General features: G+C 38.9%; 22 protein-coding genes, 2 rRNA genes, 1 other RNA gene and 2 pseudogenes (1 of these 27 running past the window's edge). 5 read left to right on the forward strand and 22 right to left on the reverse strand.

Annotated elements, in window-relative coordinates; all coding sequences use genetic code 11:
- The 4 genes from IGK53_RS09815 to IGK53_RS09830 form a co-directional block, all read right to left on the reverse strand.
- Positions 1-929, reverse strand: a 23S ribosomal RNA gene (locus tag IGK53_RS09815); it reaches 1986 nt to the left of the window's first position.
- A gap of 344 nt (positions 930-1273) precedes the next feature.
- Positions 1274-2834 (reverse strand): 16S ribosomal RNA (locus IGK53_RS09820).
- Together the 16S and 23S rRNA genes form the textbook arrangement of a ribosomal RNA operon.
- Positions 2835-3534: 700 nt before the next feature.
- Complete coding sequence (locus IGK53_RS09825; protein WP_002310196.1) at positions 3535-3897, reverse strand: hypothetical protein; 363 nt, start codon at positions 3895-3897, stop codon at positions 3535-3537.
- A gap of 75 nt (positions 3898-3972) precedes the next feature.
- On the reverse strand, positions 3973-4353 hold the full coding sequence (locus IGK53_RS09830) for a CvfD/Ygs/GSP13 family RNA-binding post-transcriptional regulator (protein WP_002290989.1): 381 nt from the start codon (positions 4351-4353) through the stop codon (positions 3973-3975).
- Positions 4354-4416: 63 nt separating this feature from the next.
- Between IGK53_RS09830 and IGK53_RS09835 the strand changes: the two genes are divergently transcribed.
- On the forward strand, positions 4417-5610 hold the full coding sequence (locus IGK53_RS09835; RefSeq protein ID WP_016853423.1) for a MalY/PatB family protein: 1194 nt from the start codon (positions 4417-4419) through the stop codon (positions 5608-5610).
- Between the two features lie 75 nt (positions 5611-5685).
- Here IGK53_RS09835 and IGK53_RS09840 read toward each other — a convergent pair whose 3' ends face one another.
- On the reverse strand, positions 5686-6270 hold the full coding sequence (locus IGK53_RS09840) for a peptidylprolyl isomerase (RefSeq protein ID WP_002290993.1): 585 nt from the start codon (positions 6268-6270) through the stop codon (positions 5686-5688).
- Positions 6271-6480: 210 nt separating this feature from the next.
- Here IGK53_RS09840 and IGK53_RS09845 point away from each other — a divergent pair, with 210 nt between their 5' ends.
- Both IGK53_RS09845 and IGK53_RS09850 read left to right on the forward strand, forming a co-directional pair.
- A complete protein-coding gene (locus IGK53_RS09845; protein WP_002290995.1) occupies positions 6481-7479 on the forward strand; it encodes an NAD(P)/FAD-dependent oxidoreductase in 999 nt (332 codons plus the stop codon).
- A gap of 110 nt (positions 7480-7589) precedes the next feature.
- A complete protein-coding gene (locus IGK53_RS09850; RefSeq protein WP_002290997.1) occupies positions 7590-8099 on the forward strand; it encodes a phosphatidylglycerophosphatase A family protein in 510 nt (169 codons plus the stop codon).
- Positions 8100-8125: 26 nt separating this feature from the next.
- On the opposite strand, the gene IGK53_RS09855 is transcribed toward IGK53_RS09850, so the two are convergent.
- The 6 genes from IGK53_RS09855 to tadA all read right to left on the reverse strand — a co-directional run bounded on the left by IGK53_RS09855 (position 8126) and on the right by tadA (position 12501).
- Complete coding sequence (locus tag IGK53_RS09855; protein ID WP_002310190.1) at positions 8126-8785, reverse strand: TIGR01906 family membrane protein; 660 nt, start codon at positions 8783-8785, stop codon at positions 8126-8128.
- Position 8786: 1 nt separating this feature from the next.
- On the reverse strand, positions 8787-9551 hold the full coding sequence (locus tag IGK53_RS09860; RefSeq protein ID WP_002290999.1) for a TIGR01457 family HAD-type hydrolase: 765 nt from the start codon (positions 9549-9551) through the stop codon (positions 8787-8789).
- 7 nt (positions 9552-9558) lie between these two features.
- Positions 9559-10236, reverse strand: coding sequence for a YutD family protein (locus IGK53_RS09865; RefSeq protein ID WP_002335489.1), 678 nt, complete (start codon positions 10234-10236; stop codon positions 9559-9561).
- Positions 10237-10272: 36 nt separating this feature from the next.
- Positions 10273-11658: a bifunctional metallophosphatase/5'-nucleotidase gene (locus tag IGK53_RS09870; RefSeq protein ID WP_002291001.1), complete on the reverse strand. Its 1386-nt coding sequence runs from the start codon at positions 11656-11658 to the stop codon at positions 10273-10275.
- A gap of 219 nt (positions 11659-11877) precedes the next feature.
- Positions 11878-11964: signal recognition particle sRNA small type (gene ffs / locus IGK53_RS09875), an RNA gene on the reverse strand.
- Between the two features lie 39 nt (positions 11965-12003).
- Positions 12004-12501: a tRNA adenosine(34) deaminase TadA gene (gene tadA / locus IGK53_RS09880; RefSeq protein ID WP_073357764.1), complete on the reverse strand. Its 498-nt coding sequence runs from the start codon at positions 12499-12501 to the stop codon at positions 12004-12006.
- A gap of 106 nt (positions 12502-12607) precedes the next feature.
- Here tadA and IGK53_RS09885 point away from each other — a divergent pair, with 106 nt between their 5' ends.
- Positions 12608-13465 (forward strand): helix-turn-helix domain-containing protein, encoded by an 858-nt coding sequence (locus IGK53_RS09885; protein ID WP_002315790.1) that lies wholly within the window; start codon positions 12608-12610, stop codon positions 13463-13465.
- A gap of 80 nt (positions 13466-13545) precedes the next feature.
- On the opposite strand, the gene IGK53_RS09890 is transcribed toward IGK53_RS09885, so the two are convergent.
- From IGK53_RS09890 to IGK53_RS09900, 3 genes and pseudogenes are all read right to left on the reverse strand, one after another.
- Positions 13546-13881 (reverse strand): hypothetical protein, encoded by a 336-nt coding sequence (locus IGK53_RS09890; protein WP_002291007.1) that lies wholly within the window; start codon positions 13879-13881, stop codon positions 13546-13548.
- A gap of 75 nt (positions 13882-13956) precedes the next feature.
- Positions 13957-15327: an RsmF rRNA methyltransferase first C-terminal domain-containing protein gene (locus IGK53_RS09895; RefSeq protein ID WP_002335488.1), complete on the reverse strand. Its 1371-nt coding sequence runs from the start codon at positions 15325-15327 to the stop codon at positions 13957-13959.
- A gap of 77 nt (positions 15328-15404) precedes the next feature.
- Positions 15405-15940 (reverse strand): annotated as a pseudogene (locus IGK53_RS09900) (TetR/AcrR family transcriptional regulator).
- A 319-nt stretch (positions 15941-16259) separates the two neighbouring features.
- Between IGK53_RS09900 and IGK53_RS09905 the strand changes: the two are divergent.
- Positions 16260-17748 (forward strand): annotated as a pseudogene (locus IGK53_RS09905) (helix-turn-helix domain-containing protein).
- 292 nt (positions 17749-18040) lie between these two features.
- Here the strand turns inward: IGK53_RS09905 and IGK53_RS09910 are convergent.
- The 8 genes from IGK53_RS09910 to IGK53_RS09945 form a co-directional block, all read right to left on the reverse strand.
- The gene (locus IGK53_RS09910) at positions 18041-19258 is read right to left on the reverse strand and encodes an IS110 family transposase (RefSeq protein WP_002341111.1); all 1218 of its coding nucleotides are present in this window, start codon (positions 19256-19258) and stop codon (positions 18041-18043) included.
- A 259-nt stretch (positions 19259-19517) separates the two neighbouring features.
- The gene (locus IGK53_RS09915; protein WP_002287139.1) at positions 19518-20225 is read right to left on the reverse strand and encodes a zinc metallopeptidase; all 708 of its coding nucleotides are present in this window, start codon (positions 20223-20225) and stop codon (positions 19518-19520) included.
- Positions 20226-20303: 78 nt separating this feature from the next.
- Complete coding sequence (locus IGK53_RS09920) at positions 20304-20642, reverse strand: zinc ribbon domain-containing protein YjdM (RefSeq protein WP_002291014.1); 339 nt, start codon at positions 20640-20642, stop codon at positions 20304-20306.
- 111 nt (positions 20643-20753) lie between these two features.
- The gene (locus IGK53_RS09925) at positions 20754-21716 is read right to left on the reverse strand and encodes a DHH family phosphoesterase (RefSeq protein ID WP_002291016.1); all 963 of its coding nucleotides are present in this window, start codon (positions 21714-21716) and stop codon (positions 20754-20756) included.
- 14 nt (positions 21717-21730) lie between these two features.
- Positions 21731-23062: a DRTGG domain-containing protein gene (locus IGK53_RS09930; protein ID WP_002291018.1), complete on the reverse strand. Its 1332-nt coding sequence runs from the start codon at positions 23060-23062 to the stop codon at positions 21731-21733.
- A 7-nt stretch (positions 23063-23069) separates the two neighbouring features.
- Positions 23070-23750, reverse strand: coding sequence for a metal-dependent hydrolase (locus IGK53_RS09935; protein ID WP_002291020.1), 681 nt, complete (start codon positions 23748-23750; stop codon positions 23070-23072).
- Positions 23751-23963: 213 nt separating this feature from the next.
- On the reverse strand, positions 23964-24443 hold the full coding sequence (locus IGK53_RS09940) for a YbaK/EbsC family protein (protein ID WP_002291021.1): 480 nt from the start codon (positions 24441-24443) through the stop codon (positions 23964-23966).
- A gap of 125 nt (positions 24444-24568) precedes the next feature.
- A complete protein-coding gene (locus IGK53_RS09945; protein WP_002291023.1) occupies positions 24569-26248 on the reverse strand; it encodes a ribonuclease J in 1680 nt (559 codons plus the stop codon).
- Positions 26249-26477: the final 229 nt, after the last annotated feature.

Raw genomic sequence — 26477 nt, forward strand, 5'->3', positions numbered from 1 at the left:
AGATGGGCCCCTAGTCCAAACAGTGCTCTACCTCCATCATTCTCAATTCCGAGGCTAGCCCTAAAGCTATTTCGGAGAGAACCAGCTATCTCCAAGTTCGTTTGGAATTTCTCCGCTACCCACACCTCATCCCCGCACTTTTCAACGTACGTGGGTTCGGTCCTCCAGTGCGTTTTACCGCACCTTCAACCTGGACATGGGTAGATCACATGGTTTCGGGTCTACGACTACATACTCAAACGCCCTATTCAGACTCGCTTTCGCTGCGGCTCCGTCTCTTCAACTTAACCTCGCATGCAATCGTAACTCGCCGGTTCATTCTACAAAAGGCACGCCATCACCCATTAACGGGCTTTGACTTGTTGTAGGCACACGGTTTCAGGTTCTATTTCACTCCCCTTCCGGGGTGCTTTTCACCTTTCCCTCACGGTACTGGTTCACTATCGGTCACTAGGGAGTATTTAGCCTTGGGAGATGGTCCTCCCGGATTCCGACGGAATTTCTCGTGTTCCGCCGTACTCAGGATCCTCCTAGGTGTCTTCCACATTTCGTCTACGGGGTTTTTACCCTCTTTGACTGACTTTTCCAAGTCATTCGACTATCTGAAAGAACGACCATATCGGAGTCCTACAACCCCAACAAGCAAGCTTGTTGGTTTGGGCTTTTCCCGTTTCGCTCGCCGCTACTCAGGGAATCGAATTTTCTTTCTCTTCCTGCAGGTACTTAGATGTTTCAGTTCTCTGCGTCTACCTCGAATGTGCTATGTATTCACACAATCGTAACATCCTATTAAAGATGCTGGGTTCCCCCATTCGGAAATCTCTGGATCATAGCTTACGTACAGCTCCCCAAAGCATATCGGTGTTAGTCCCGTCCTTCATCGGCTCCTAGTGCCAAGGCATCCACCGTGCGCCCTTATTCACTTAACCTTATCAACCTTATGGTTGGGTTTTGATCCTTCTTCTAGCGATAGAAGTTAGATCAAGAAAATAAGCAATTGAACTTATTAAAAAACTCTATCCAGCTCACAAATCAGCCTGTGCGGCAAAAAGATCGATCGCCTCATAAAATCAACGATTTTATGGCCGTCCGCCTATTTTGCTTCAGGCTAAACAATTTGTTTAGCTTTCAAATTCAACGCGGTGTTCTCGGTTTGTATTACTTACATTTACTTCAAATATCCAGTTTTCAATGAACAAAAGTGTTTGAGAGTAAACCTCTCAAAACTGAACAAAGTAAAAACAAATTGTGTAGTCTCCGTAATATTCCTTAGAAAGGAGGTGATCCAGCCGCACCTTCCGATACGGCTACCTTGTTACGACTTCACCCCAATCATCTATCCCACCTTAGGCGGCTGGCTCCAAAAAGGTTACCTCACCGACTTCGGGTGTTACAAACTCTCGTGGTGTGACGGGCGGTGTGTACAAGGCCCGGGAACGTATTCACCGCGGCGTGCTGATCCGCGATTACTAGCGATTCCGGCTTCATGCAGGCGAGTTGCAGCCTGCAATCCGAACTGAGAGAAGCTTTAAGAGATTAGCTTAGCCTCGCGACTTCGCAACTCGTTGTACTTCCCATTGTAGCACGTGTGTAGCCCAGGTCATAAGGGGCATGATGATTTGACGTCATCCCCACCTTCCTCCGGTTTGTCACCGGCAGTCTTGCTAGAGTGCCCAACTGAATGATGGCAACTAACAATAAGGGTTGCGCTCGTTGCGGGACTTAACCCAACATCTCACGACACGAGCTGACGACAACCATGCACCACCTGTCACTTTGCCCCCGAAGGGGAAGCTCTATCTCTAGAGTGGTCAAAGGATGTCAAGACCTGGTAAGGTTCTTCGCGTTGCTTCGAATTAAACCACATGCTCCACCGCTTGTGCGGGCCCCCGTCAATTCCTTTGAGTTTCAACCTTGCGGTCGTACTCCCCAGGCGGAGTGCTTAATGCGTTAGCTGCAGCACTGAAGGGCGGAAACCCTCCAACACTTAGCACTCATCGTTTACGGCGTGGACTACCAGGGTATCTAATCCTGTTTGCTCCCCACGCTTTCGAGCCTCAGCGTCAGTTACAGACCAGAGAGCCGCCTTCGCCACTGGTGTTCCTCCATATATCTACGCATTTCACCGCTACACATGGAATTCCACTCTCCTCTTCTGCACTCAAGTCTCCCAGTTTCCAATGACCCTCCCCGGTTGAGCCGGGGGCTTTCACATCAGACTTAAGAAACCGCCTGCGCTCGCTTTACGCCCAATAAATCCGGACAACGCTTGCCACCTACGTATTACCGCGGCTGCTGGCACGTAGTTAGCCGTGGCTTTCTGGTTAGATACCGTCAAGGGATGAACAGTTACTCTCATCCTTGTTCTTCTCTAACAACAGAGTTTTACGATCCGAAAACCTTCTTCACTCACGCGGCGTTGCTCGGTCAGACTTTCGTCCATTGCCGAAGATTCCCTACTGCTGCCTCCCGTAGGAGTTTGGGCCGTGTCTCAGTCCCAATGTGGCCGATCACCCTCTCAGGTCGGCTATGCATCGTGGCCTTGGTGAGCCGTTACCTCACCAACTAGCTAATGCACCGCGGGTCCATCCATCAGCGACACCCGAAAGCGCCTTTCAAATCAAAACCATGCGGTTTCGATTGTTATACGGTATTAGCACCTGTTTCCAAGTGTTATCCCCTTCTGATGGGCAGGTTACCCACGTGTTACTCACCCGTTCGCCACTCCTCTTTTTCCGGTGGAGCAAGCTCCGGTGGAAAAAGAAGCGTACGACTTGCATGTATTAGGCACGCCGCCAGCGTTCGTCCTGAGCCAGGATCAAACTCTCATAAAAAGTTCGAACAATCTTGCGATTGTTAAGCTCAATTTGTTTGCTAGCATATTGCTTGCTTGTTAAAAATGTTTGTTGTCTTGAATTGAATCAAGACGCCCTACACATTTGGTTTGTCTTACTTTGTTCAGTTTTCAAAGGTCTACTTCATCGGAAGTGTTTTTCCGATTTGTTTTTGGCTGCCGTAGCAACTTTTATATCATATCAGAGTGACAAGTGATTGTCAACTCTTTTTTAAAAGTTTTTTTGATTTCGTTTTTCAAAATCTTTCAGCAACTCATTTATCGTAACTCATCGTTTGTTATTTGTCAAGAACTTTTTTGAAGTTTTTTTCGATAGAATAAAGCTTCGCAAGTTGTTCTTTTTTAACGACTCAGTTATCTTATCATGTCATTATCAACATGTCAATAACTATTTTTTAAGTTTTTTTCAGAAACGTGATATAACGTCCGCTTCCAGAATCAACGCTGTTAAATTTATCATGTATTTCTTCCTCGGTCAACTATAAATTAAGCATTACTTTGTGAAATGATTTTTCGATCAATTATTATTATTCGTTATACAAACGTTTTCTACATATTTTGAAAACAAAATGCACTAAAAAATTATCTATAGCAGAACATTTCAATGTCTTTTCTGGATTAAACAATAAAAAAAGAAGTTTGAAAAAAATTCAAACTTCTTTGTTCGCTTAATCTGTATTTTAGAAGAAAGGCACTCCCTCTACTTCGTAAGTTCCAAGAACAGAGCGCATTTGACCTGGTTCTTCCCAAATATATCCTTCGCCTAATTCTTCTCTTTGATTCTTTTGTTCAGTCTCAAAGACAAACAACGGAACATTTTCCTGATTAATATGTGTATTTGTCAATTCCATCAAACTAATCTTGCTAACATCGATATGAACTATTTCTTTTAAGAAATTAAGTATATTCGCTAAACCAGTCTTCCCTTCAGAAAGTTCCGCTAACGCAAATTCCAACTTGTCATCAATTGAATGGACCAAAAATTTTTTAGAACCATCCTCCAAATGCAACATAATTGTACCAGCAACTCTTTTGCTTGCCAAAATTTCCACCTCGATCACCTTGTTCTATGGCTTACATAAAAATTCTAGCACATTTTCAGAAAAAATACACACTTTTTATTTCTTATTTTCTTTCCGTTCTAATTCAGATAACGCTTCTTCTATCCAAATAGGTAACTGCTCCGCAATAGTAGCAAAACCGATTTTACGATTTTTATTCGTGAAATATCTTTTTCTACGATAAGGAACAGCTGGATTTGTTTTTTCTAATGTTCTTAAAGATAAACTGATTTTTTTGGAATATTCATCAATGTCGATGATCTGAACGGTTACTGGCTGCCCGACTTTTAACAATGAATGGATATTTTTCGTATAACCGGATTGTACTTCCGAAACATGAATAAGTCCTTGCGTCTCATTATCAAGAGAGACGAATGCCCCATAAGGCTGTATCCCTGTTACTTTTCCTTCAATTATTTGTCCAATTTTATAAGTCATCTACTTCCCTCTCTTCGCATTTATCATTATACTGTAAATAGCTCAAAAAAAGAAGCGACGAAAATGACTGGAGGTATTGAGATGATCGAATTTGATAAAAAGATTTCAAGAAAAGATACAGAAAGTGTAAAATGGGACGCGATTGCCGAGACATATCAAATGGATGATTTACTTCCTTTGTGGGTAGCAGATATGGATTTCTTATCTCCCGAGGGGGTAGCTAATGCGTTTAGTGAATACATCAAACACGGAATCTTTGGTTATGCCACTCTGTCTGATAAACTCTATCAGGCTATCATTCATTGGGAACGTCAACGCCATGCTGTTGAGTTGACGAAAGAAAATATTGTTTTTACAAGTGGTGTGTTAACTAGTTTAGCTGCAGCAGTACAAACTTTTACAAAACCAGGTGATTCTATTTTGATTCACGACCCAGTTTATCCTCCATTTTCTTCTATTATAGAAACAAATCAACGTCACATTGTTCGAAGCTCTTTGCTAGAAAAAAATAATCATTTTGTCATGGACTTTTCTGACATGGAGAAAAAAATAGAAGAAAACAATGTAAAAGCAATGATCTTGTGCAATCCTCACAATCCAGGAGGTCGCGTTTGGAACAAAGAAGAATTGAAACAGTTAAGCGAATTGTGTTTAAAACATCGAGTGTTTCTGTTTAGTGACGAAATCCATCAAGATTTGACTTTATTCGATCATACATTTACTTCCATGCTGACGATTAATCCCGATTTGGACGATTTGCTCATTGCCTTTACTTCTGCAACAAAGACTTTCAATTTAGCTGCAATCAAAAATTCAATGGTATTTATCAAAAATCCAGAGCTGAAAGATAAATTTGAAAAACATCTAGTGATGAATCAACAGCACGAAATCAACACTTTTGGTTTGATTGGGACTCAAGCGGCTTATGAGACCGGTGGAGAATGGTTAAGTCAACTGATTCCTTATCTAGAAAAAAATGTTCAAACAGTTAATCAGTTTTTTGAACAGCATCTTCCGAAAGTGAGAATAATGAACCCTGAAGGAACTTATTTAATGTGGTTGGATTTTACCGCTTATATTTCAGACGACCAGAAATTAGAGAACACTCTAGTGAGAAAAGGAAAAGTCGTATTAAATCCTGGTATCACATTTGGGCCTTCCGGTCATGGACATATGCGCTTGAATATTGCTTGTCCAGAAGAAACTTTACTAGAAGGACTCCATCGAATCAAGCACGCTTTAGAAACAATCGAATAAATCAGTTATCAAAGTAAAAGGACGAGACCTTACTAGGTTTCGTCCTTTTCTATAATTACTCCGTATCATACCAAACTATTCTGAAATTTCAATTGTTTCTATCACTACATCATGTACAGGGCGGTCTTGTGGACCACGTTGCACATTTGCAATTTCATCTACTGTATCCATTCCTTCCAGTACATGTCCAAAGACTGTATGTCGGAAATCTAACCAAGGGGTTCCGCCACCTTTATACGCTTCAATGATTTCTGATGGGAATCCAGCACCTTCTAATTGTCCAAGCATATTAGCTGGCACATTTGTGTTATTTACAATAAAGAATTGGCTTCCGTTTGTGTTTGGACCTGAATTTGCCATAGATAAAGCTCCGCGAAGGTTGAACAGTTCACGACTGAATTCATCTTCAAAACTTTCTCCATAAATACTTTCTCCACCCATTCCTGTTCCAGTTGGATCGCCGCCTTGAATCATGAAATCAGGAATAACACGGTGAAAAATCACGCCATCATAATAACCTTTTTTGGAAAGTTCAATGAAATTTTGAACCGTCTTCGGTGCTAGTTCAGGGAATAATTGAACAGTAATATCACCACGGTTTGTTTTGATAACAGCTTTTGGTCCTTTTTCACTTTTTAAATCTAGTTGTGGGAATCCCATATTGTTTCCTCCTATTATTTGCATACTTCATAAATAATAATAACATAATACCTAACCTTCCGTAAAAATACTAGATTTGTTTTTCTTTATTTTTTCATCACTGCCTGCATTCCATGAATAAATTCTATGACTGGCCATTTCAACTTCAAATGTTTTTGAGAAGCATTCTCAATTAAATTCTGCTATAGTGTGAAAAGGGAGGAATTTTTTATGGAAATCTATGACATTACAATTATCGGTGCAGGTCCTGTGGGGATGTTTGCCGCTTTTTATGCAGGAATGCGCCAAGCTAAAACAAAAATCATTGACAGTCTACCTCAACTTGGTGGTCAATTAGCAACATTATATCCTGAAAAATATATTTACGATATCCCAGGTTATCCAGCAATCAAAGCAAGTGAATTAATCGATCAATTAGAAAAACAGTTAACTACTTTTAACCATACATTTCATTTAAAAGAAGAAGTTCTCTCGCTTACTCGTGAAGACGAAGTTATCGAGATCACTACAAATAAAGGCATACATTATTCTAAAGCAGTCATTTTAGCTTTAGGAAATGGTTCATTCCAGCCAAGAAAATTGAATTTAGATAATGCTGAAACATTCGAAAACCACGGATTGGATTATTTCGTAAATGATTTGATGAAATATGCCGGAAAAAAAGTTGCTATTGCTGGAGGCGGTGATTCTGCTATCGATTGGGCATTGATGTTGGAGCCTATTGCAAGCGAAGTTTACCTGATCCATCGTCGTCCGGAATTCCGTGCGCATGAACATAGCGTATCACGTTTGAAGTCTTCATCTGTCAACTTGCTTACTCCATATCTAATCGATGGATTGTCTGGAAACGATGGAGAACTGTCAGATATCCGCTTAAAAAAAGTGAAGAGCGATGAAACAATTGATTTGATGATTGATGCTCTGATCGTCAATTATGGATTCACTTCTAATTTAGAACATCTCTCTTCTTGGGGACTTGATAGTACCAGAAATGCCATCACTGTAAAATCAGATATGTCTACTTCTATTCCAGGTGTTTATGCAGCTGGTGATATCTGTACCTATGAAGGAAAAGTGAAACTGATTGCTACTGGGCTCGGTGAAGCACCTACCGCAGTGAACAATGCATTACACTACATTAATCCAAAAGAACGGACTCAGCCTGGTCACAGCACAAGCTTATATGATAAAAATCTTCGTCCTAGTTGATTTTTTAGATTCCTCTGCATTTCAAGCGAGATCCGAAAGCAGTTTCTTGCATTTTTTTCATGTTCCGTTAACATGAAATAGAGAAAGAAAAATAAAGGGGGAGCAATAATATGGTCGTCAAAACTGAGACTTTAGAAGAAAAAGCAAGAGAACTATTGAAGGAACGTGGCGTAACTGTAGAAGATATCGCACAACTTGTCATGTTTTTACAAAAAGACTATATTTCTGATTTGACTTTGGCAGATTGTACTGAAAGTGTCAACAGCGTATTAACAAAACGTGAAGTACATAACGCCATTATCACCGGAATCCAATTAGATATATTAGCAGAAAAGAAAAGATTGATGGATCCGTTGCAACACATTATCGAAGATGACGAAGGTCTTTACGGTATCGATGAGATCTTAGCTTTATCAATCGTGAATGTTTACGGTACGATTGGCTTTACGAACTATGGCTATATCGATAAAGTGAAACCTGGTATTTTAAAAGAACTAAACAGCCACGATGGCGTTCATGTCCATACCTTCTTAGATGATATCGTCGGAGCAATCGCCGCTGCTGCTGCCAGTCGATTAGCACACAAAGAACCAGAAAAAAGAAGTCGACTTACTCAATAAATCAAAAAAAGAAAGAAAACGTCTATTTAGACGAGTTCTTTCTTTTTTGTTTGTTTCAAACTATTTTTCCCTAAGAAAAGAAAAATAGCAAAAAATACTTCTAATACTACAAAGAACAAGATAAAGCTATGCATGAAAAATTCTTCTGGAAGTACATTGATGATTGGATCAGTTACAGGATCGAATAACCAGTCATCGTTGTTGAAAAACGTTTCATGAAAAAGGATAAAAAAGCGATCAAATCCAATCATCATGAAAAAACCGAAAATAACTGGCAGCAACATGCCAATCTGAAACGGACGAATCAATCGCCAAAGACGATCATTCTTTTGCAAATATCTGATAAACAAAATACTTGGGATCAGAGTGATGAAAAATACAGCATAATCCACTAAAAACAAAATTTTCACTTCATAAAAATGATGAGCTCCGCTAGCAGAAACTGGAAAGTCCGGCAAACTGAGGACTGTTTGGAAGGGATTATTAAGATAATTCATCAGGTGATCAAAATTTTTCAGTAATGTCTCTTGGTCTAAAGAAGTATAATCCAAAATATGCAAATGTCCGATATCAAATACATACAGCGGTCGAAAATTGATCGTCACACCAACTGCCAAACTGATCAGCGTCAGAAACAGGCTGAATAATCCGGCATATTCCAACCACCGCCATCTCGAATTTTTCATATTAGAAGCTCCATTCATCCAATGATCGTTTCACATAGGTAGCTGGGATAGGCAGCCCAGGTACATCTTCTTCTTTTGTGAAACCTGATAAAACGAGCAAAGTATCGATATTATTACGTATCCCTGCTTGGATATCTGTTTCATAGTTATCTCCAACCATGATTACTTCTTCTTTTTGCAGACCTAATACTTCAACGGCTTTATCCATAATGATTGCTTCTGGTTTTCCGATATAAATTGGTGGAGTTTGGGTTGCTGTCTCGACGAAAGAGATGACTGACCCAGCTCCAGGAAGAAGACCTCGTTCGGTAGGTATATTCTTATCCGGATTCGTTCCAATGAAAGTAGCCCCTTTTTGAATAGCAAGAGTTGCTTTGACGACCTTTTCATAGGTCAAATAATTATCTAGCCCTACTACAACATAGTCAGGAACCTCTTCTTCCCATGTAAATCCGGCAGCTAAAATCAAGTCAATCAATCCGGCTTCTCCGATAACATACACTTTTTTTCCTTTTCCATCTGTTTTCATGAAATCAATTGTAGCCAAAGTAGCTGTATAAACTGTTTCTGGTGCTACATGAATGTCAAACTCATCTGCTAGACGATTAGCCACTGTTTCTGGCGACTTAGTCGTGTTATTCGTAACAAATAAGAAAGGCAATTTCCTTTTTTGTAATTCTTCCACAAACCGTTTTCCTGCCGGTATAGGTTCCGTCCCGCGATAAATCGTCCCGTCTAAATCAATTAAATATCCTTTATAATCCATTCATCCACTACTCTTCCTTTTTTCTTATCGTAAATGCTGTTTTTGTTTTTTCCACTTGTTTAGATTGTTCCTGTTTTTTTACTTTTTCAGAGGTTTTTGCTGACTCTGTTTTTCGGTTTTTAATAACCGGTTTTTTGCGATTCGATGTGACTGGTCCTTTTTTCTCATCGATATACGCACGATTATGGTTTTTTTTCTTTTTTCGGCGCTGAGTTGTCTTTTCTTTTTTACCGCCGATTCTTTCGATGACAAAATACGCACAACCAAAATTGCAATATTCGTAAAGATAGTCTTCCAATGAATCAATTCGCTGATCCGGATGCGCCCGTCGATTATCCGCTCGGAAGAATCCTTTTAAACGTAGTTGTTCATAACCCCAATCTCCTACGATATAATCATATCGGGCTAATACATCACTGTATCGTTCTCCCAGTTTTTCTGCATTAAATCCTTCACGATAATCGGACACAAGCCGATAATGTCTTTCGCCTACCAAAAAATTACTGTCATCTAACAGCGTCACTAATTCACCTTTGACTTTTTCTGCTTTCGGCTCCTCGACGATTTCTTCCAAAGCAGCTGTCAATTCTTCTGTGACTGTTTTTTCCTGTTCAGCTGATGATTTTTTCTTAGCAATTTCTGTTTTATGCTCAACGTTCTGCTGTTCATTTTGTTTTGCAGACATGCGTTCACCACCTATCTTTTTTATTATACCTTGTTTTTATTTGATTGGGTAGTGAGCTTTCAAGTAATCTCCTACCACGCTTCGGATAAATTCAGGAAACAAAAATTCATTTTTTCCAACAATTTCGATCGTTGGAAAAAATGGGACAAACATTAGATGATCGACGGTAGTAAAAGTATAATTTTTAGTCGGATCGACTGGCTTGTTCTTCCAAAAGACTTGGTGGTTAACAGAATCATACGTGATTCCATTATAGACCATCTGTCCAAAAATCTTGCCGCGAAATCCCATTCCCTTCATCGGATAGTTACGTAAAAAAAGACGATTTTTTTCTATTTCTAAAACTAAACGAATCAGATCATTTCCACCCAATGTGACATTCAGCAAGTGCATTGGATGCGGCAATGCCGTGTGAAGCTGATCTTGATTGACACGTCCTTTTGGAATTTCAGTTAAAAACAGACCACTGTTTAATATTGCGGCGTCCGTCTTTCCTCGTTCTTTCACCGCCTCAAGGGCTACTTGGATAAACGAATGCTCACTGAAGATATCTAGGCTTAAAGAAAACGGCAAATCCGCTACTTCTTTTTCTTTTAGCAGCTCATGCCCCTGTTCTAAGTAACCGTTTACCTCTTGTTCATCTTCTGTAAAAGCTGTCATTGTTTCTGTAGGGATGGCTTTGGCCGAATGCTTAAGGATTTTTTTTTCTTCATCGATGGTTAAATGGACTTCTCCCACATACTGACCGTATTTGCCAGCTGCTGCTATTTGGACATCGTTGACTACATGACCTTCTCTGAATAAATGATGGGTGTGCGAACCTAAAATAACATCAATTGCTGGTATTTCTTTTGCAATTTGTAAATCATCTTGAATCCCGAGATGACTCATCAAAACTAAAACATCCACTTGTGGACGTAAATCTTCGACTAATTCCGGCAAAATATCATATGGATTGCGTATGTCCCAGCCATTTGGATTATACGTAAGCGGGAACGGGGCAGTAAATGCAATCAAGCCAATTTTTGTCTGGTGTTTCGTTGTAATGATTTTATACGGTTTCGTCCATATCGGTGGCTGCAACGTATTTTTATCGAACAAGTTATCAAGGATGATATCAAACTCAGCATGATCATATAAATGATTTAGATCTTCTTTGGAATTTCCTACGCCTTCATTGTTTCCTATCGTCGCTGCATCATAACCAACTTCATTCATCAGCAAGATATTCGCCTGTCCATTCGTTGCCTCTGATAATGGATGCCAACGATCCACAAAATCACCTAGATCGACTGTAATCGTTGTTGTATTTTCTTTCTTTTCGTTTTCTCGTTTACGCTGATCTAAGAATCTTCTGATCCTTGGCCAATTTTCTAAATGTGAATGCAGATCATTCGTATGTAAAATCACTATTTTTTCCATGTGTCCTCTCGCCTCTCTTTATCTTCATCATACCACAGGCAGCTTTTTCTTCCATTGAAACAAGCTCCATTTCAGAGCTTTTCCTGCCTAAAAGCAAATTACATAAGTATAATATTCGATAAAATAGTCTGGCTAAAAGAACGAAAAACCATTCAGTTTTATAGCCTAATTATTTCTAGAAATAAAAAAAAAACAGACCCGAAAGTCTGTCGTCGTTTCATTATAATCAGACACATGGCGGAACCTGCTTAGTGCTGCTTCCTTCCAGACCTGACACGCTTCACAAGCCCACCATTGTCCTAGCCTTTCGGCAAAGAATAGTATACCTTATTTTTCATTCGTTGACTAGTCTTTTTTTAATTTCTTTTTTCGCTGACGTAGCTTTCGAAAAAAGTCAGTCAAAATCATCCCGCATTCGTCTTCTAAAATGCCACCTTCTACATACGCTTGATGGTTGAATCGTTCGTTTTCCAAAAGATTCATCAAAGTGCCGGCTGTTCCGCCTTTCGGGTCATATGCACCGAAATAAACTTCTGCTACACGAGACAAAATCATCGCGCCACTGCACATAGGACAAGGTTCCAAGGTAACAAAAAGAGACGCATTTTCTAAGCGCCAACTTCCAACTTTTTCACAGGCTTCCTTGATTGCAAGCATTTCTGCATGTGTAGTAGCATCTTGTGTCGTTTCTCTAAGGTTATATCCTTTTCCAATTACTTCTCCCTCTAATACAACCACTGCTCCAATCGGAACCTCATGGAGCACTTCTGCTTTTTTTGCTTCTGCCAATGCAAGGCGCATCCATTTTTCTTTATCTACTGCATCAAGATTTGTATTAACCAATTATCCTTCCCTGCCTTTGTTTTTTCTTGTTTTACTTTAGCATATGACAAAAAGGCTGTAACTAACTTTTTTTTCTATGGTAAAATAAATACAAGAGGTGAACAAGATGAAAATGAATAAATTACTTGCTCTTTACCCACAAGCACAGAAAAAAAGCTGTCCAGCGTCAGAAGCTGATATCCTTTCTTTTGCAGTTGATGATGCTTTTATTTGGATCAAAAGCGATTCACTATCCCAACAAGAAACTAGTCTTTTGAAAGCGTTATTCCCTATAGTCAGCGATCAAAAAAAACATCCATGGTATCACTATCTTTTTAAAGATGCTTCTTGCATCCAAGAAAAAAGCTTTCGCTTGATCCAGCTTCACGTCGAATCGAAAGGAGAATTCTTAAAAAAAGAATGGCAAGATACTATTTTGGAATTATTTCGCTATTCTGCTGATTTCTTCTTTTATACAGATACTGATGCTCTCTTGATCGAACAAAAAAATTGTGATTATCTTGATGCTGCTGAGATCAATGGTATTTTTCTATCTTTAGATGCTGATTTTGATACGACAACGTCTGTATTCGTTGGTTCTTTTCATTCACCAGGTAGCGACCTTGTCCCTTTGTTTGCTGAAGAAAGAAGAATTTTTTTAACAGAGCAAAACAATCTCTATACTCACAGCCGTACTTTTTCTATGCAAGATGTTGCTTTACATTACTATACAAAAGATGTCATGAAAGATAGTGCGTTGATCAAAAGTTACATAGAACTGATCAAACAAAATGAAATGGAAGAGATTATTCAAGAATTATGGAATGAATTAGGTAATGTCAGCTCTGCTGCAAAAACATTGTTTCTTCATCGGAATACGCTAAAATATCGAATCGAAAAATTTCAAGAACAATCAGGTTTCAATCTAAAAAAAGCCAATGATTTACTGTTTTGCTACCTTTTATTGATTCATGAACATGATTAAAGATAAGTTAAAGGGGTTATGACAAAAATTTTGTCACAACCCCTTATTTCGAATGAATAGTGTTCAAAAGCTAGTTTCTCTTACATCATTTTTTCAACAAAATGCATAAGGCGATCTTTTACGTCTTCGGTTGAGTCTTTGATGGAATCACCGTAAACAGAGATTTTCTTTTTTCCTGATTTTATTTTTGCTAACATCCCCATCAAAGAATCCAAGTCACTATCTGACAGATCATCTACGATTTCCATCAATTTTTCATTTCCATCGAATTTGTCATGGACGAATTTTTTTACTTTTGTCCGAGTAGTCATATGATGGATCTTTTCCATTACTTTTCCCGATACGACGACTGCTGTCGCTACACTGGCAGCGGCTGCTACGCTTAATCCAATTGTTACTTTTGTTGATGTTTTCATAAGTATCAGCTCCTTTTTATCTACTTCAATCATAGCATAGACAAAAAAATAAACGAACTAATCCACTCATCGAAATCAGCGAAATCTTAATCCTTTAGGAAAAAAGTTCTTTACTGTTCCTTTTACTTGTTTACCAAAACCGACAGGTATCTTATCCAATACTAATAAAACCCATCCTTGATCCCCATCACGTTGAAATGTTTCTCCTGCTGTGTAAGATTGCCATTCCTTTTGAGTGATCGACAAACAAGGGATGTTTTCTGTCTTTTTCATAGCAAGTGCTAAGGCATAGCTAGGTTCAAATCGATTCTTTTTGAAATCTCCTAAATGCAAACCTGTACGCATGACTTTCAAACCATCAAGAGAAGGGAGCAACTCAGGAACTTCCCAAAGATGATCGTTGAACACTAAAAGTCTCCCAGTGATTTCATAATGGAAATCCATTGAAAATTCCGTCCAAAGTTTTTCCTGTTCTTTTGTCAATTGTTCTTTCCGTTTCTTACGTACTTTCTTTTCTTTACACGTCGGGTTTTGTCCATGAAAAGTCAACTTTGCGACAAAATGCCCTTCTCCTTGATTTTCATGAGGCCATATACGTACTGTTTTGTCCAAACCATCTACGCTTCCCCATTCAGGACGTCCTGAACTAACGGTTTGAGACAAAGGGATTTCTTCAATTGTTACTGGATAATTTTCTACAAGCCAGCTAATAATCTCTTCATTTTCTTCTGGTGCAAACGTACAAGTAGAGTAGATCAGCTGCCCTTCATGTTTTAGCATCTTTATTGCTGAAGACAAAATCTCTTGCTGACGTTTTTGACAGTGTAGCGGAGATTCTTCTGTCCACTCTTTTACTGCATTCGGGTCTTTTCTGAACATCCCTTCCCCTGAACAAGGCGCATCAACCACGATCCGATCAAAAAAACCGGAAAAATGAGGAACAAGCTCTGCAGGTGCATGATTTGTCACTATTGCGTTCGAAACTCCCCATCGTTCTATATTTTCTGATAGGATTTTCGCGCGTTTCGGAAATATCTCATTTGACACTAATAACCCTTTGCCTCTCATTTGAGCAGCTAATTGGGTCGATTTACCGCCGGGAGCCGCACACAAATCCAATACTTTTTCTCCGGGTTTTGCTGCAGCAGCTGTTCCAACAATCATTGCACTTGGTTCTTGGCTATATTCGTACCCAGCTTGATGGAGGAAAGACTTTCCATTCACAGTGCCAAGAAATCCCTCATTGCTGTAGGGAGCGGGTTGCAATTCTTCGCTATGGTAAGTTTGAACCATAGCCAATCCTGCCGGTTTTAGTGGATTCCACCGAAATCCTTTTTTTGCGCTTCCTTGCTCAAGTGCGCAAAAAAATTCAGTTGATTCTTCGCCTAAAAGAAGACGGTATTTTTTGATAAATTGCTGTGGTAACGTTGTAGCTTCCTCCTTCATTCAAATGTTTCGTTAGACATTTTACAATCTTTTTTACGAAAAATAAAGGTGGCTGATCTACTTTTTCATGTTGCTTCCTAAGATAACTGGTCCTTTAAGATACTTTCCAAGTATTCATCCGTCACCTCGTTTTTATCCCAAACAGCGTTCATCGTTTCAAAAAAATCTTGAGAAAAATTATCTGAGCTTAAACTTCCCAATGCATTAAGCCAAAGCAATTCAAGCAACTTTTCTTCTTTGACTTTCGTGTGGCTTTTGATGTATGAGAAAAATGGCCGTTTAAATAGCGAATTCATGTCTAATTCAGATTTTGCAATGATTCCACGGATACTTTCATGGATAGAAAAAAATCTTTCAGCAAGTAGACTGTGCTTAGAACATCATTGGAATTGCATTCAGCTAAGTATCGTTCAAAGCAAACAGTGATTTCTTCTAATATTTTCTCCTTTAACCCGCTGATCGATTTGAAATGTGTATAAATCGGATATGTAGAGCACCCGCAGAAATCCGCCAGATCTCTTGCAGTAATTGATTTCATTCCATATTCTTCCACATATACCATACTTTTGAACAGCAAGTATTCTTTACTATAATTCGTTACTCTCCCCATTATTCTTACCTCCTTCCCTCTTCAACTACCCTCTAATAAATAACATACAAAATTAAAAAAATAGCGAAATAATCACTGATAACCTTCATAATCACTTTAGATATATCCATTAAAAATCAAGTATATTTACTTCTTATACAAGAAAGCCTTGACAAAACATCCTATGAAATAAACAATAGAATAAACATGGTGATAACAAGATTTAAATAACAATATATACAAACAAAAGGCGGTACTCTGTGAGAATAACACACACTGAAATGACTTTCCACTCACAGTTTTTGTCTAACTATATACAAAAACAGAATAAAAGGAGGCTATTATGTTAATTGAAGCAAGAAAAAAAGAGTTGCTTGTTCTGCACAGGGTCATTCAAAAAAAATTGTTCTTTACAGGAATTAGCCAATGAATTGCATATTCCAAAACGAACAATCAAAGAGTTGATTCGGAAAGTAAATTTTTCGCTCAAGCAATTTTTATTGATGGAGGAATTTATTTATTCTAACCATAAAGGAGAGATCTACACCAAAGAAACCGATCAGCCTAAAAAGCTAGCTGTTTTTTATAAGTTAAGATTACGCTACCTACAAGAATCCAATCGTTTTAATTATTTAATGTTGCTGATCAATTATCCACAATCTGCTGTACCAAAAAAGTATTTACTTGAACAACTTTATATATCGCCCTCCTATCTCGAAAAGCTGACAAAACAGCTCAATCATTCATTAAATAAATTCCATTTAAGGATCGTATCTGTACAAAACTGCTGTGTTCTTGAAGGAAACGAATTATCTATCCGCCTTTATCTTTATTTTTTTCTTTCAGATACATTCGAAGGAGACGATTGGCCGTTTTCCTCTCTTGAATTAAATACACTAAAAAAGAAAAGTAAGGATGAGCACAGAGAAAAAAATCCAAAACAAGAAAAAAACATCTATTTATTACTTGCTTTATTCATATGTCGTAACAGACAACAGGCACGTTTTTCGAAAATTTCTCCTGAAATTACTGAATTAATGGATTTGTTGCAGCGTACACATGATTATTCAGAATGCTTTACTTCTTTTTCAGCGATTTATCCCTGTGAAGAGGTAGAAACGGAAAGAGCCTACTTCAATTATTTTTTCTATTGTTTTTTTCCAAATCAAATTTCATTCCAACAAAAACAGGTGATTGGTTTCTTATTTTCCACAAGCAAAAACCTTATTTGCCAACAAGTCGATCAATTGATGACTTACTTAACTCAACAGTTTCCTATCAATCATTTGGAAGACAAAAAACCGATCTATTTTTATTTTCTCGTACTAGCAGTTATTCTTTTGGAACTGTTAGGTGAATCTAGCAGTAGCTTTTCTACACTCTGCTTTCCAGAAACTACCTCCAATCAAACAGCTTCTTTTATACAGGAAAAAAAATTAAGAGAAAAAATCGACACAATTTTTTCAAACTCTAGAAAAAAAGTTCAATTAAGTCAATACCTTAGTCAATTGATCCAACACTTATTACAAACAGAAATGAAAGAACAGTTACTCATCCACTTGCAGATAACCAAACCATTCACAGGGAATTACCATCTGCAAAGTCATTTACAGAAACTATTTCGCAATGAAGCAATCAAGATTATCGAATGTCCTGAACATGCTGATTTGATTATTACAGATCAGCATGAGAAAATATCAGCTGAAACGGAAACTTTCTATCTAGATACAAACCACGATACAGTATTATTCGGTGAGTTGATAAAAGCGATTCAAGAACTGTATATGAAAAAAAGATATGAGAATAAAACAAAGAGCGTGGGACAAAAGTAAAGAACACTTTTGTCTCACGCTCTAAACACGTATAAACGGCGGAAGCAGAAGCAACTCCTTCGGAAATAAGCTGAAATTCACAAAAATTTGAAAAGCAATTTTCGTGAATTCCTTCTTATTTCTTGGAGTTAAACGCTTCTGTCCCAGCCTCTTTCCTACGATTAGTCAAGTAAAAGGTGTAAGAAAAATAGCTCATAAACGAAAGCGACAAAATCAAGGCATACCAAATAAAGCCTCGTTCGTAAAAAATTTTCGATCTGGGCAAAGAAGTGGTATACTGTAAGTGGTTTAGTTAATGGTCCACTGAGACCGCGTACGCATAGTCGTACTCTGTATGTGCCCTAACCATAGCGTGCATACATTTCAGAAGCTTGTTCATACAAGCAACTGTGGCAACCTTATCTTTCTTAGGGATAGGTTGCTTTTTTAATTTGTAGTAATAATCGACAATATGATTAGGAGCTGCGCGTTGCTGGCGAATCATATTTCGAATGGTGAAGAAAATAATTTTCCGTGCTTTGGGATTACCACGCTTATTGATGCGGTCTTGGCCAGTATACTTACCTGATTGATACCGTCGGATGTCAATTCCGACAAAGGCATTCAATTGTTTATGGGTTTTAAATCGTGTGATATCTCCTAATTCACCGAGCAATAAAGCGGCTGTGAGTGCGCCGATCCCAGGGAACGTTTGGTACAACAAAAAGCAAGGAGAGCCTTCGGCTTTTTTGATCATTTGTGTCGCCAGTGCTTCTTTTTGTTCGAGTAAATCTTGGAGAAGTTCGGCGTAATAAATCGTTTTTTGACAGTGGATACTGTCTTTTTCAACAGCTGGATAGGCACACTGTGCATAGTGGATGATTTGATCTGCCTTTTGCTCGGCACGATTCGCGGAGATTTTTTTCCGTGTTTCGTTGATTAGTTTATTTTTTATTTTTGTCCGAGTAGATGCCAATACAAAATCTGGATGGGGAAAAAGACGGATCAATGTCAATGCGTAAGGGGTCAGCCTGTTTGAAAAGAACTGTTCAAGCTCTGGAAAAGTCAACTGAAGGCAGTTGTGTAAATCCATGCGCAGACGAGTGATTTTCTTCTCAATCTCTTGATAAAAACGGGCTAAATCGCGCATCTCTAAGTAAAAATTGCTTTGTACTTCTTTTGGCTGACGTTGATTTTTAAGATGAGTCTGTGCGAGCCGGTGGGCATCCGATTTATCTGTTTTCCAACTGCGTAAGGTGTTTTCTTCCATCTGCTTTTTCGCTTCTAACGGGTTTAACAAACAGTAAGAAAAGTGATGATCTTGAAAGAACTTTTCGACTGGTCTGGAATAAATCCCCGTTGCTTCAAAAACAATCAATGGACGTTCAGGCAAGTGCTGGATCTCTTCGAGTAATGCATGAAATCCTCTTTGAGTGTGTTCGATCTCGTCTTCAAATAAGCAGGTGTCGTCTTTGTATAGGACACTGTAGCTGTGTCCCATTGAAACATCTAATGCAAGAATGTAAGGCATTTGTATTCCTCCTTTTTAAGTTTTGAAAGAACTTTACTGCTTCATTTCGATTCCAATTTCCTATACACGGGCTCATGGCCCCAACATACGTAAACCTGATTCTAAAATGACAGTAAAGAAGTTCGGTTTTTGATAGGGACTCGTAGTCCTCAAGGCTTTGTTCGAACTTTCTTTCACTCTTCACTATAATCTAAAAATAGAAAATAGAGGAGAACATCATTCGTCAATGATGTTCCCCTCTAATCTTAGTATGTTTATGTTAATCTCTTCGGTTACCGCCAAACAATAAAATCAGACGCAGTAGTTGCAAGAATGTCGAAAGCGCCGCTGCAACGTAAGTTAATGCCGCTGCAAACAATACGTGTCTTGCCATCGGTACTTCTTCTTCCGTCAGCAGTCCGCCTTCACTCAAAATTTGGATTGCTCGACGAGATGCGTTGAATTCAACTGGTAATGTCACCAATTGGAAGAGTAACGCTAAAGAAAAAGCAAAAATCCCGATATTGATCAACGTAGAGTTCCAACTAAGCAATACACCTACCATAATCAATGGGAACGAAATCATCGAACCAAAGTTAGCTGCGGGAACAAGTGCCGCACGGATCTTCAATGGAACATACCCCGAAGCATCTTGCACCGCATGTCCGCATTCATGAGCTGCTACACCTATCGCAGCAACTGAAGTAGATTGCGCAGTCGCTTGAGACAGGCTCAGCATCTTATTACCTGAATTGTAGTTATCTGTGAGATCTCCGGCAATTTGTTGAACGCCAACATTATTTATTTGTTGGCTTTGCAATATATATTGTGCTGCTTGTGTACCAGTCACGTTGTTTTTGCTTCTCACTTGATCATATTTGCGGAAAGTACTATTGACATAAGCAGACGCAATTCCGGAAATGACTAATCCAAGAATGACCAAAAGAAATGTCGGATCTAAAAAACCATACATTCCATAACCATACATTGTCGTTTCACTCCTTTTTGTTTCCTTTATTTTATCATTAGTAGCAAGAAAAGAATGTGAAAAGACCTTGAATATTCTTTAATTCTTTTTCACAAATTCCGATTTCAGTTTCATCGGTCCAAATCCTTCTACTTTACAATCGATATTATGGTCGCCTTCTACTAAGCGGATGTTTTTGACTTTCGTTCCTTGTTTAATGGCACCTGATGCACCTTTTACTTTCAAATCTTTGATCACTGTCACGCTATCGCCTTCTGACAGACGGTTTCCATTTGCATCTAATACCACTAATCCGTCTTCTATGACAGTTTTTTGTTCTTCTTTGCTCCATTCGTTCCCGCATTCTGGGCAAATCAACAGACCTCGATCTTCATATGTGTACTCTGAGCCGCATTCTGGGCAATTTGGTAATGTCATCTTCTTTCTCCTTTAAAATCTTTAGTGAGCACTATTGTAACGGAAAAAGAAGATGTTGAAAAGATACATTTGTGATTTTTACCACAAAAGGAACGTTTTCGAATGAAGTTGTTACTTCGTTTCTCTACTCTTATACGATTGGCAAATGTCTTGAATCTCTTTATAGATTTCCTCTACTTCTGCTAAATCTTTTGCATTCGCACCACTTGCTAATGGGTGGCCTCCCCCATGATGGCGTTTCGCTAATTCATTGATGACTGGTCCCTTAGAACGTAAGCGTACGCGGTAATGTCCTGAAGGCTGCTGAACAAAAATACCCCAAGCTAGTACTTCGTCGATCACTCCAGGAAGAGAAACGATTGAAGCCGTCTCTGAATCATCGATTCCATATTTATCAAGAATTTCTTGCGGAAGGATTATTCTTCCTGCACCATTTTCATCCACCTGGATATTTTGATAAAGATAACCGGAAAGTTTAGCGACTTTCATCGGCATTTGCTCAATCTCTCTATTCAAAGCACTTGCATCAAATGGATAATTTCTCAATATCGATGCAATCTCTAATGTACGGGACGTCGTGGAGGGATACAAAAAGCGCCCTGTATCTCCGACGATTCCCGCATAAAGTAACCGTGCAGCTTCCACGTTCATCTTAAATAATTCAGGAAACATCAAAGCAAATTCTGCAATCATCTCACTACAACTGCTTGCTTTTGTATTTACCCACACAAGATCTCCATAAGGGTCATCATTGGGATGATGATCGATTTTGATCAGCTTTTCTGCTAACTGATATCTTTGATCACTGATTCTTGGTGAATTAGCTGTATCGGTCACGATGACTAGCGCTCCTTGATAGAAGGCATCTTCAACCTCTTGCATTTCTGCTAAAAAGCGAAGACCTTCAATCGTTTCACCTACTTGTCGTATTTCTTTTTCTGGGAAACTTTCCCGTAATAGTTCAGCTAATCCTACTTGTGATCCTAACGCATCAGGATCAGGGCGCAAATGCCTGTGGATAATGATTTTATCGTATTTTTTTATTGTATCTACTATTTCTTGCTGTACTGTCATTTCACTCCTGCTTTCTAAGAACGTTCCATTACTTGACAAACAACGATTGCTTTGGAAACGATGGTATTTTCAATAAATACTTCGATATCCAATTTAGCGGAACGTCTGCCGATTTCCAATACACGTGGACGAATGTCCAACTCGCTTTCCAATTGGATCAGCCGCAAATAATGTAGGTTCACTTGTTCAATCAAGATATTTCGTTTTTGGTTCATCACCATTGTTTTTTGTGCGACATCAGAAATGATTTCGCTAAGTACACCAAAAGAAATGGTTCCAACACCATTGACCATTTGTGGTGTCACTACAAATTTGAACTTAGGGTTTTCCAAACGGTTCCCTTCACGATCGGTATCAATCGTATGGATATTTCCAGATATCTGATCTGAAATCGTATCTGCAATCTGCGGTTGTCGCTGGACAAGCTGCATCGCTTTCATTACATCTTGCCGGGTAATCAAGCCTTCCAATGTCAAGTCATCGGAAACGACCGGCATGACTTCCAGCCCATCCCAGATCATTTGATGGCTAACAGAAGCAATACTCATTGTTTTCTTTACACTGATTGGTTCTTTCGTCATCACTCGATCAATGATCTGATTTGGTGATTTCCCTAAAACGTCTTTTGCCGTAACGATCCCCATCAAACGGTGATGGCGGTTAACGACTGGAAAACGTGAATGTTGCGTTTCTTCTGACAAACGTTGATAATCAGATATCGTATCCATCTGATGCAAATAATGTGTCTTTTCTGCCGGCATGTAGATATCGCTAACAAGCATAATATCTTTTTTGATCAATTGGTCACTTAATGCTCGGTTGATCATGGTAGCGACTGTAAATGTATCATAAGAAGTGCGCAAGATTGGCATTTCAAGTTCATCGGCTAGCTTTGCAATCTCAGCAGTCGTATTGAATCCGCCTGTGATCAATACTGCAGCGCCATCTTCCAATGCTAATTTTTGGACTTCCGCCCGATTGCCGACGATCATCAGTGAGCCTGGTGTAATATAGCGTTCCATGGCATGTTTAGTCATCGCACCAATGACGAATTTATTCAAGACCTTGTCTAATCCTGCCGAGCCACCTAAAACGTCCCCCTCAATGATCCTGACGACTTCGCCAAATGTCAAACGTTCAATATGTTTTTTTAATTTACGTTCGATACGAATCGTACCTACTCGTTGAATCGTTGAAACTAGTCCGACATTTTCCGCATCTTTGATTGCACGGTACGCTGTTCCTTCACTGACATTCAATTCTTTTGCGATGCTTCTTACAGAAATTCGATTGCCCACAGGTAAACTTTCAATATATTCTAAAATCAAATCATGTTTTGTCGCCATTTTCTGCCTACACTTCCAGCGTTTCCGAGACGCTCATTATTTTTCCTTCGCTATCTTCCAGTAATGCTACAAAAGATTCAGGATCTTGTTCAATAACAGGGAACGTATTGTAATGGATTGGAACGACTTTCTTGGCACGAATTGTTTGTGCAGCCCGAGCCGCATCCTCTGGTCCCATCGTATAGTTATCACCAATCGGCAAGAAAGCAACATCAATATCGAATTCCTCTGCAAGCAATCCTAAATCACTGAAATAAGCTGTATCTCCTGCATGATAAATCGTTTTGCCTTCTGCTTGGATAATGATTCCGCTAGGCTCACCCATATACTGAACGATACCATCTACTTCATAGCTTGAACTATGCTGTGCATGGACGAATTTTACTGTGCCGAATGGAAATGCATGTTTTCCGCCGATATTCATACCGAATGAATCTACTCCTCTGCTATTTGCATAATCAGCGATCTCAACAATACTGATAACCGTGGCTTGATTTTCTTTTGCAATAGGGATCATATCTCCTATATGGTCACTATGTCCATGAGTAATCAGCAACCAATCTGTCTTTACTTCTTCTGCAGTTAAATCTGACAATGGGTTTCCTGTAATAAACGGGTCAATCATCACACGTTGGCCATTTTCCATTTCAATCGTTAAACAAGAATGTCCATGATACGTAATTTTCATATTCTACACCTCACGTTTTCTCTGTATCTTTTTTATTAAAACCGATTTCATTACTTGCACATCAATGAAAAAATATAGTTACTAAATATATTTTCATTGGATTGATAGTACAGTATGCACAAAGTAATTGTAACAGATAATACAGGATGCACCAAGTACCAAGCAGATATAATCTCAAGTTTGAGCTCTCTGCTTGGCTCCTCTTCTCGTCACTTAACTAATTAAATCAGCGTAAATAGGATGGACGATTTTTTCTAAATCAGCTACTTTTATCTGGAGGCTTCTCCCGATTTCACCGCTCGACACAATCACTTCTTCTTTTTCTTTTAAAGAACTGTCTGCTAAAAAACAATAATCAGGATGTGCGAGTTTTATTCCAATAGGGGTATTCGCTCCGTGAGGATAGCCTGTATGTGCTAATACAAAATCCATTCCAGGAAAACCGACTTTACGATCTTTCGTCACTTGTCTCGTTTTTTTATAATCTAAATGATCATTCAAAGGAATCAATGCGATGATCACCCCGGTTTTGTTCCCTTTTACTACGAGAGTTTTACATATCAAAGCTGGATCAATCCCTCTTTTTTGTAGTTCTTCTGTGAAAGATCCTTCTACTATATGACTAAAATCAAGTGGTTGATAGCTGATTTTTTGTTCTTCTAAATAACGTTCGACTTTTGTTTGACTCATCATTGATCCACTCCCTTTATTCTATCGTTTATTATAGAACGAGGGATACTGTATTCAAAAATCATTTGTTTCCCTCAAAAAAAGAGCAAGACGAGCACTCTATAGAGAGCCATCTTACTCTTATTTATTTATTTCTTATTTCGACGTTGAGTAGCTTCCATAATGACTGGCAAGATCACAGGGCGTCGTTTTGTTTGTTCAAATAAGTAACGACCTAATTGATCACGAATGTCTTGCTTTAATTTGCTCCACTCAAAATCATTGCTTTCTAAATGTTTCTCAACGATCGTTTCGATCATGTTGCTACTTTCTTTCATCAGATCACGGCTAGCTTTTACGTAAACGAATCCTCGTGAAGTGATTTGAGGTTTTGAGATGATTTTCTTCTCTCTTCGGCTGATAGTGACAACCGCTACGAAAATCCCATCTTCTGATAAGATTTTCCGATCACGTAAAACAATGTTTCCGATATCGCCTATGCCTAAACCATCAATCATTACATTTTCTGCACTTGTAGTTCCTGCAGCACTCATACGTTTATTCTTATATTCCAGCACATCTCCGCGTCCAGTAATATAGATATTTTTGTAAGGCATCCCTACTGCATGAGCCAAATCTGCGTGAGCAGCTAATTCCCGATATTCCCCTTGAACTGGCACAAAATATGTCGGCTTCATCAAATTGATCATCAATTGCAAATCATTAGGATTGGCATGACCAGAAACACGCATATTCTCAGAAATCAATTTCACTGTTCCACCAGCTCGATAAATGATATCTTCCGTTTTCGCCACGATTGTTTCCATCGCGATGCTTGGCGTAGTAGTGATATAAACCAAATCCCCTTCTTCGATCTTGACATTACGGTGTGTGCCGTTTGCCATTTTTTGCAGAGACTTGATGGGTTCACCCATTCGGCCAGTTTCTAAAATGATTAGTTCTTCTGGATCATAGTTTTTCATGTCTTTCAATGTAACAAGCAAATCTTCACTTGGTAATTGAAGTTTTTCTAAACGCATCGCTGTTCGAATAATTCGTTCGAAATCTTGACCAGTCAAGACAACTTTTCGTTGTGCTTTTTCTGCTGCGTCCAATACTTGTTGCACTCGTTGCAAATTACTTGCTACACAGGCGACGATGATGCGTCCTTCCCAATATTTGATCGTATCAAATACTTCATCAGCTATCTGAGCTTCAGAAGCTACAGGTTGAGGATTCTCTGCATTTGCCGATTCACTCAGTAAAGCTAAGACTCCTTCTTTGCCGATTTCTGCCAATCGTGCATAATCTGTTTGATACATCGGGATAGCCGTTTGATCAAATTTAAAATCTCCCGTATAAACGATACTACCTTCTTTTGTTTTCAGATTGATCCCCACTGAATCTGGTATCGTGTGAGTGGTACGGAAAAAGCTCACTACTGTTTCACCAAAGTCGATTTCTGTATGCTCATCTACCACATGGAAATCCTTAAATCCTTTGGCTGCTTCGTTACGACTGACATTCAATTTTGCTAACTCGATCGTCAACTCCGTTCCAAATACTGGTACAGAAATTTTCGACAACAAGTAAGGAAGCGCCCCGATCGCATCTGCGTGCCCATGTGTTAAAAAGACACCAGCTACACGATCAATGTTTTCTTCTAAATACGTAAAATCTGGGATGACGACGTCGATTCCCAGCAACTCATTTTCAGGATATTTTAGCCCACAATCTAATATGAAAATATCCTCGCCCACTTCTGCGACATACATGTTTTTTCCATTTTCGCGAACGCCGCCTAATGGGATAATTTTAATGGTACTCACAAATTTCACCTCTTCTTATGACATCCAAGTTTAAAGATGTCGATTTTCTTCTTTATCTAAATTTACGAGCCATTCCAATGAAGCACATGCAAAATCACTAGTTCTCAACTTATGGAGAATCAGCAGGAAAATTACCAGCACATCCGCGTTCTGACAGTTGGATGGGCATTTTATTTTGGATATACTTCATTAACAAAATGGATCTTTTGCGAAACGCTATAGCCAGAAT

It is taken from the genome of Enterococcus sp. DIV1224, assembly GCF_050555455.1.
Taxonomy (GTDB): domain Bacteria; phylum Bacillota; class Bacilli; order Lactobacillales; family Enterococcaceae; genus Enterococcus_B; species Enterococcus_B lactis.

What these genes read in the sequence shown, in the direction of transcription:
- IGK53_RS09910 (WP_002341111.1), bottom strand. Translation starts at nt 19,258, where the DNA reads ATGCCTTACATTCTTGCATTAGATGTTTCAATGGGACACAGCTACAGT.
- IGK53_RS09850 (WP_002290997.1), top strand. Translation starts at nt 7,590, where the DNA reads ATGGTCGTCAAAACTGAGACTTTAGAAGAAAAAGCAAGAGAACTATTG.
- IGK53_RS09940 (WP_002291021.1), bottom strand. Translation starts at nt 24,443, where the DNA reads ATGATGAGTCAAACAAAAGTCGAACGTTATTTAGAAGAACAAAAAATC.
- IGK53_RS09865 (WP_002335489.1), bottom strand. Translation starts at nt 10,236, where the DNA reads ATGTCTGCAAAACAAAATGAACAGCAGAACGTTGAGCATAAAACAGAA.
- IGK53_RS09840 (WP_002290993.1), bottom strand. Translation starts at nt 6,270, where the DNA reads ATGGGATTCCCACAACTAGATTTAAAAAGTGAAAAAGGACCAAAAGCT.
- IGK53_RS09915 (WP_002287139.1), bottom strand. Translation starts at nt 20,225, where the DNA reads ATGTATGGTTATGGAATGTATGGTTTTTTAGATCCGACATTTCTTTTG.
- IGK53_RS09870 (WP_002291001.1), bottom strand. Translation starts at nt 11,658, where the DNA reads ATGGAAAAAATAGTGATTTTACATACGAATGATCTGCATTCACATTTA.
- IGK53_RS09860 (WP_002290999.1), bottom strand. Translation starts at nt 9,551, where the DNA reads ATGGATTATAAAGGATATTTAATTGATTTAGACGGGACGATTTATCGC.
- IGK53_RS09855 (WP_002310190.1), bottom strand. Translation starts at nt 8,785, where the DNA reads ATGAAAAATTCGAGATGGCGGTGGTTGGAATATGCCGGATTATTCAGC.
- IGK53_RS09885 (WP_002315790.1), top strand. Translation starts at nt 12,608, where the DNA reads ATGAAAATGAATAAATTACTTGCTCTTTACCCACAAGCACAGAAAAAA.
- IGK53_RS09895 (WP_002335488.1), bottom strand. Translation starts at nt 15,327, where the DNA reads ATGAAGGAGGAAGCTACAACGTTACCACAGCAATTTATCAAAAAATAC.
- IGK53_RS09920 (WP_002291014.1), bottom strand. Translation starts at nt 20,642, where the DNA reads ATGACATTACCAAATTGCCCAGAATGCGGCTCAGAGTACACATATGAA.
- IGK53_RS09930 (WP_002291018.1), bottom strand. Translation starts at nt 23,062, where the DNA reads ATGGCGACAAAACATGATTTGATTTTAGAATATATTGAAAGTTTACCT.
- IGK53_RS09890 (WP_002291007.1), bottom strand. Translation starts at nt 13,881, where the DNA reads ATGAAAACATCAACAAAAGTAACAATTGGATTAAGCGTAGCAGCCGCT.
- IGK53_RS09935 (WP_002291020.1), bottom strand. Translation starts at nt 23,750, where the DNA reads ATGAAAATTACGTATCATGGACATTCTTGTTTAACGATTGAAATGGAA.
- IGK53_RS09835 (WP_016853423.1), top strand. Translation starts at nt 4,417, where the DNA reads ATGACTGGAGGTATTGAGATGATCGAATTTGATAAAAAGATTTCAAGA.
- IGK53_RS09845 (WP_002290995.1), top strand. Translation starts at nt 6,481, where the DNA reads ATGGAAATCTATGACATTACAATTATCGGTGCAGGTCCTGTGGGGATG.
- IGK53_RS09925 (WP_002291016.1), bottom strand. Translation starts at nt 21,716, where the DNA reads ATGACAGTACAGCAAGAAATAGTAGATACAATAAAAAAATACGATAAA.
- IGK53_RS09830 (WP_002290989.1), bottom strand. Translation starts at nt 4,353, where the DNA reads ATGACTTATAAAATTGGACAAATAATTGAAGGAAAAGTAACAGGGATA.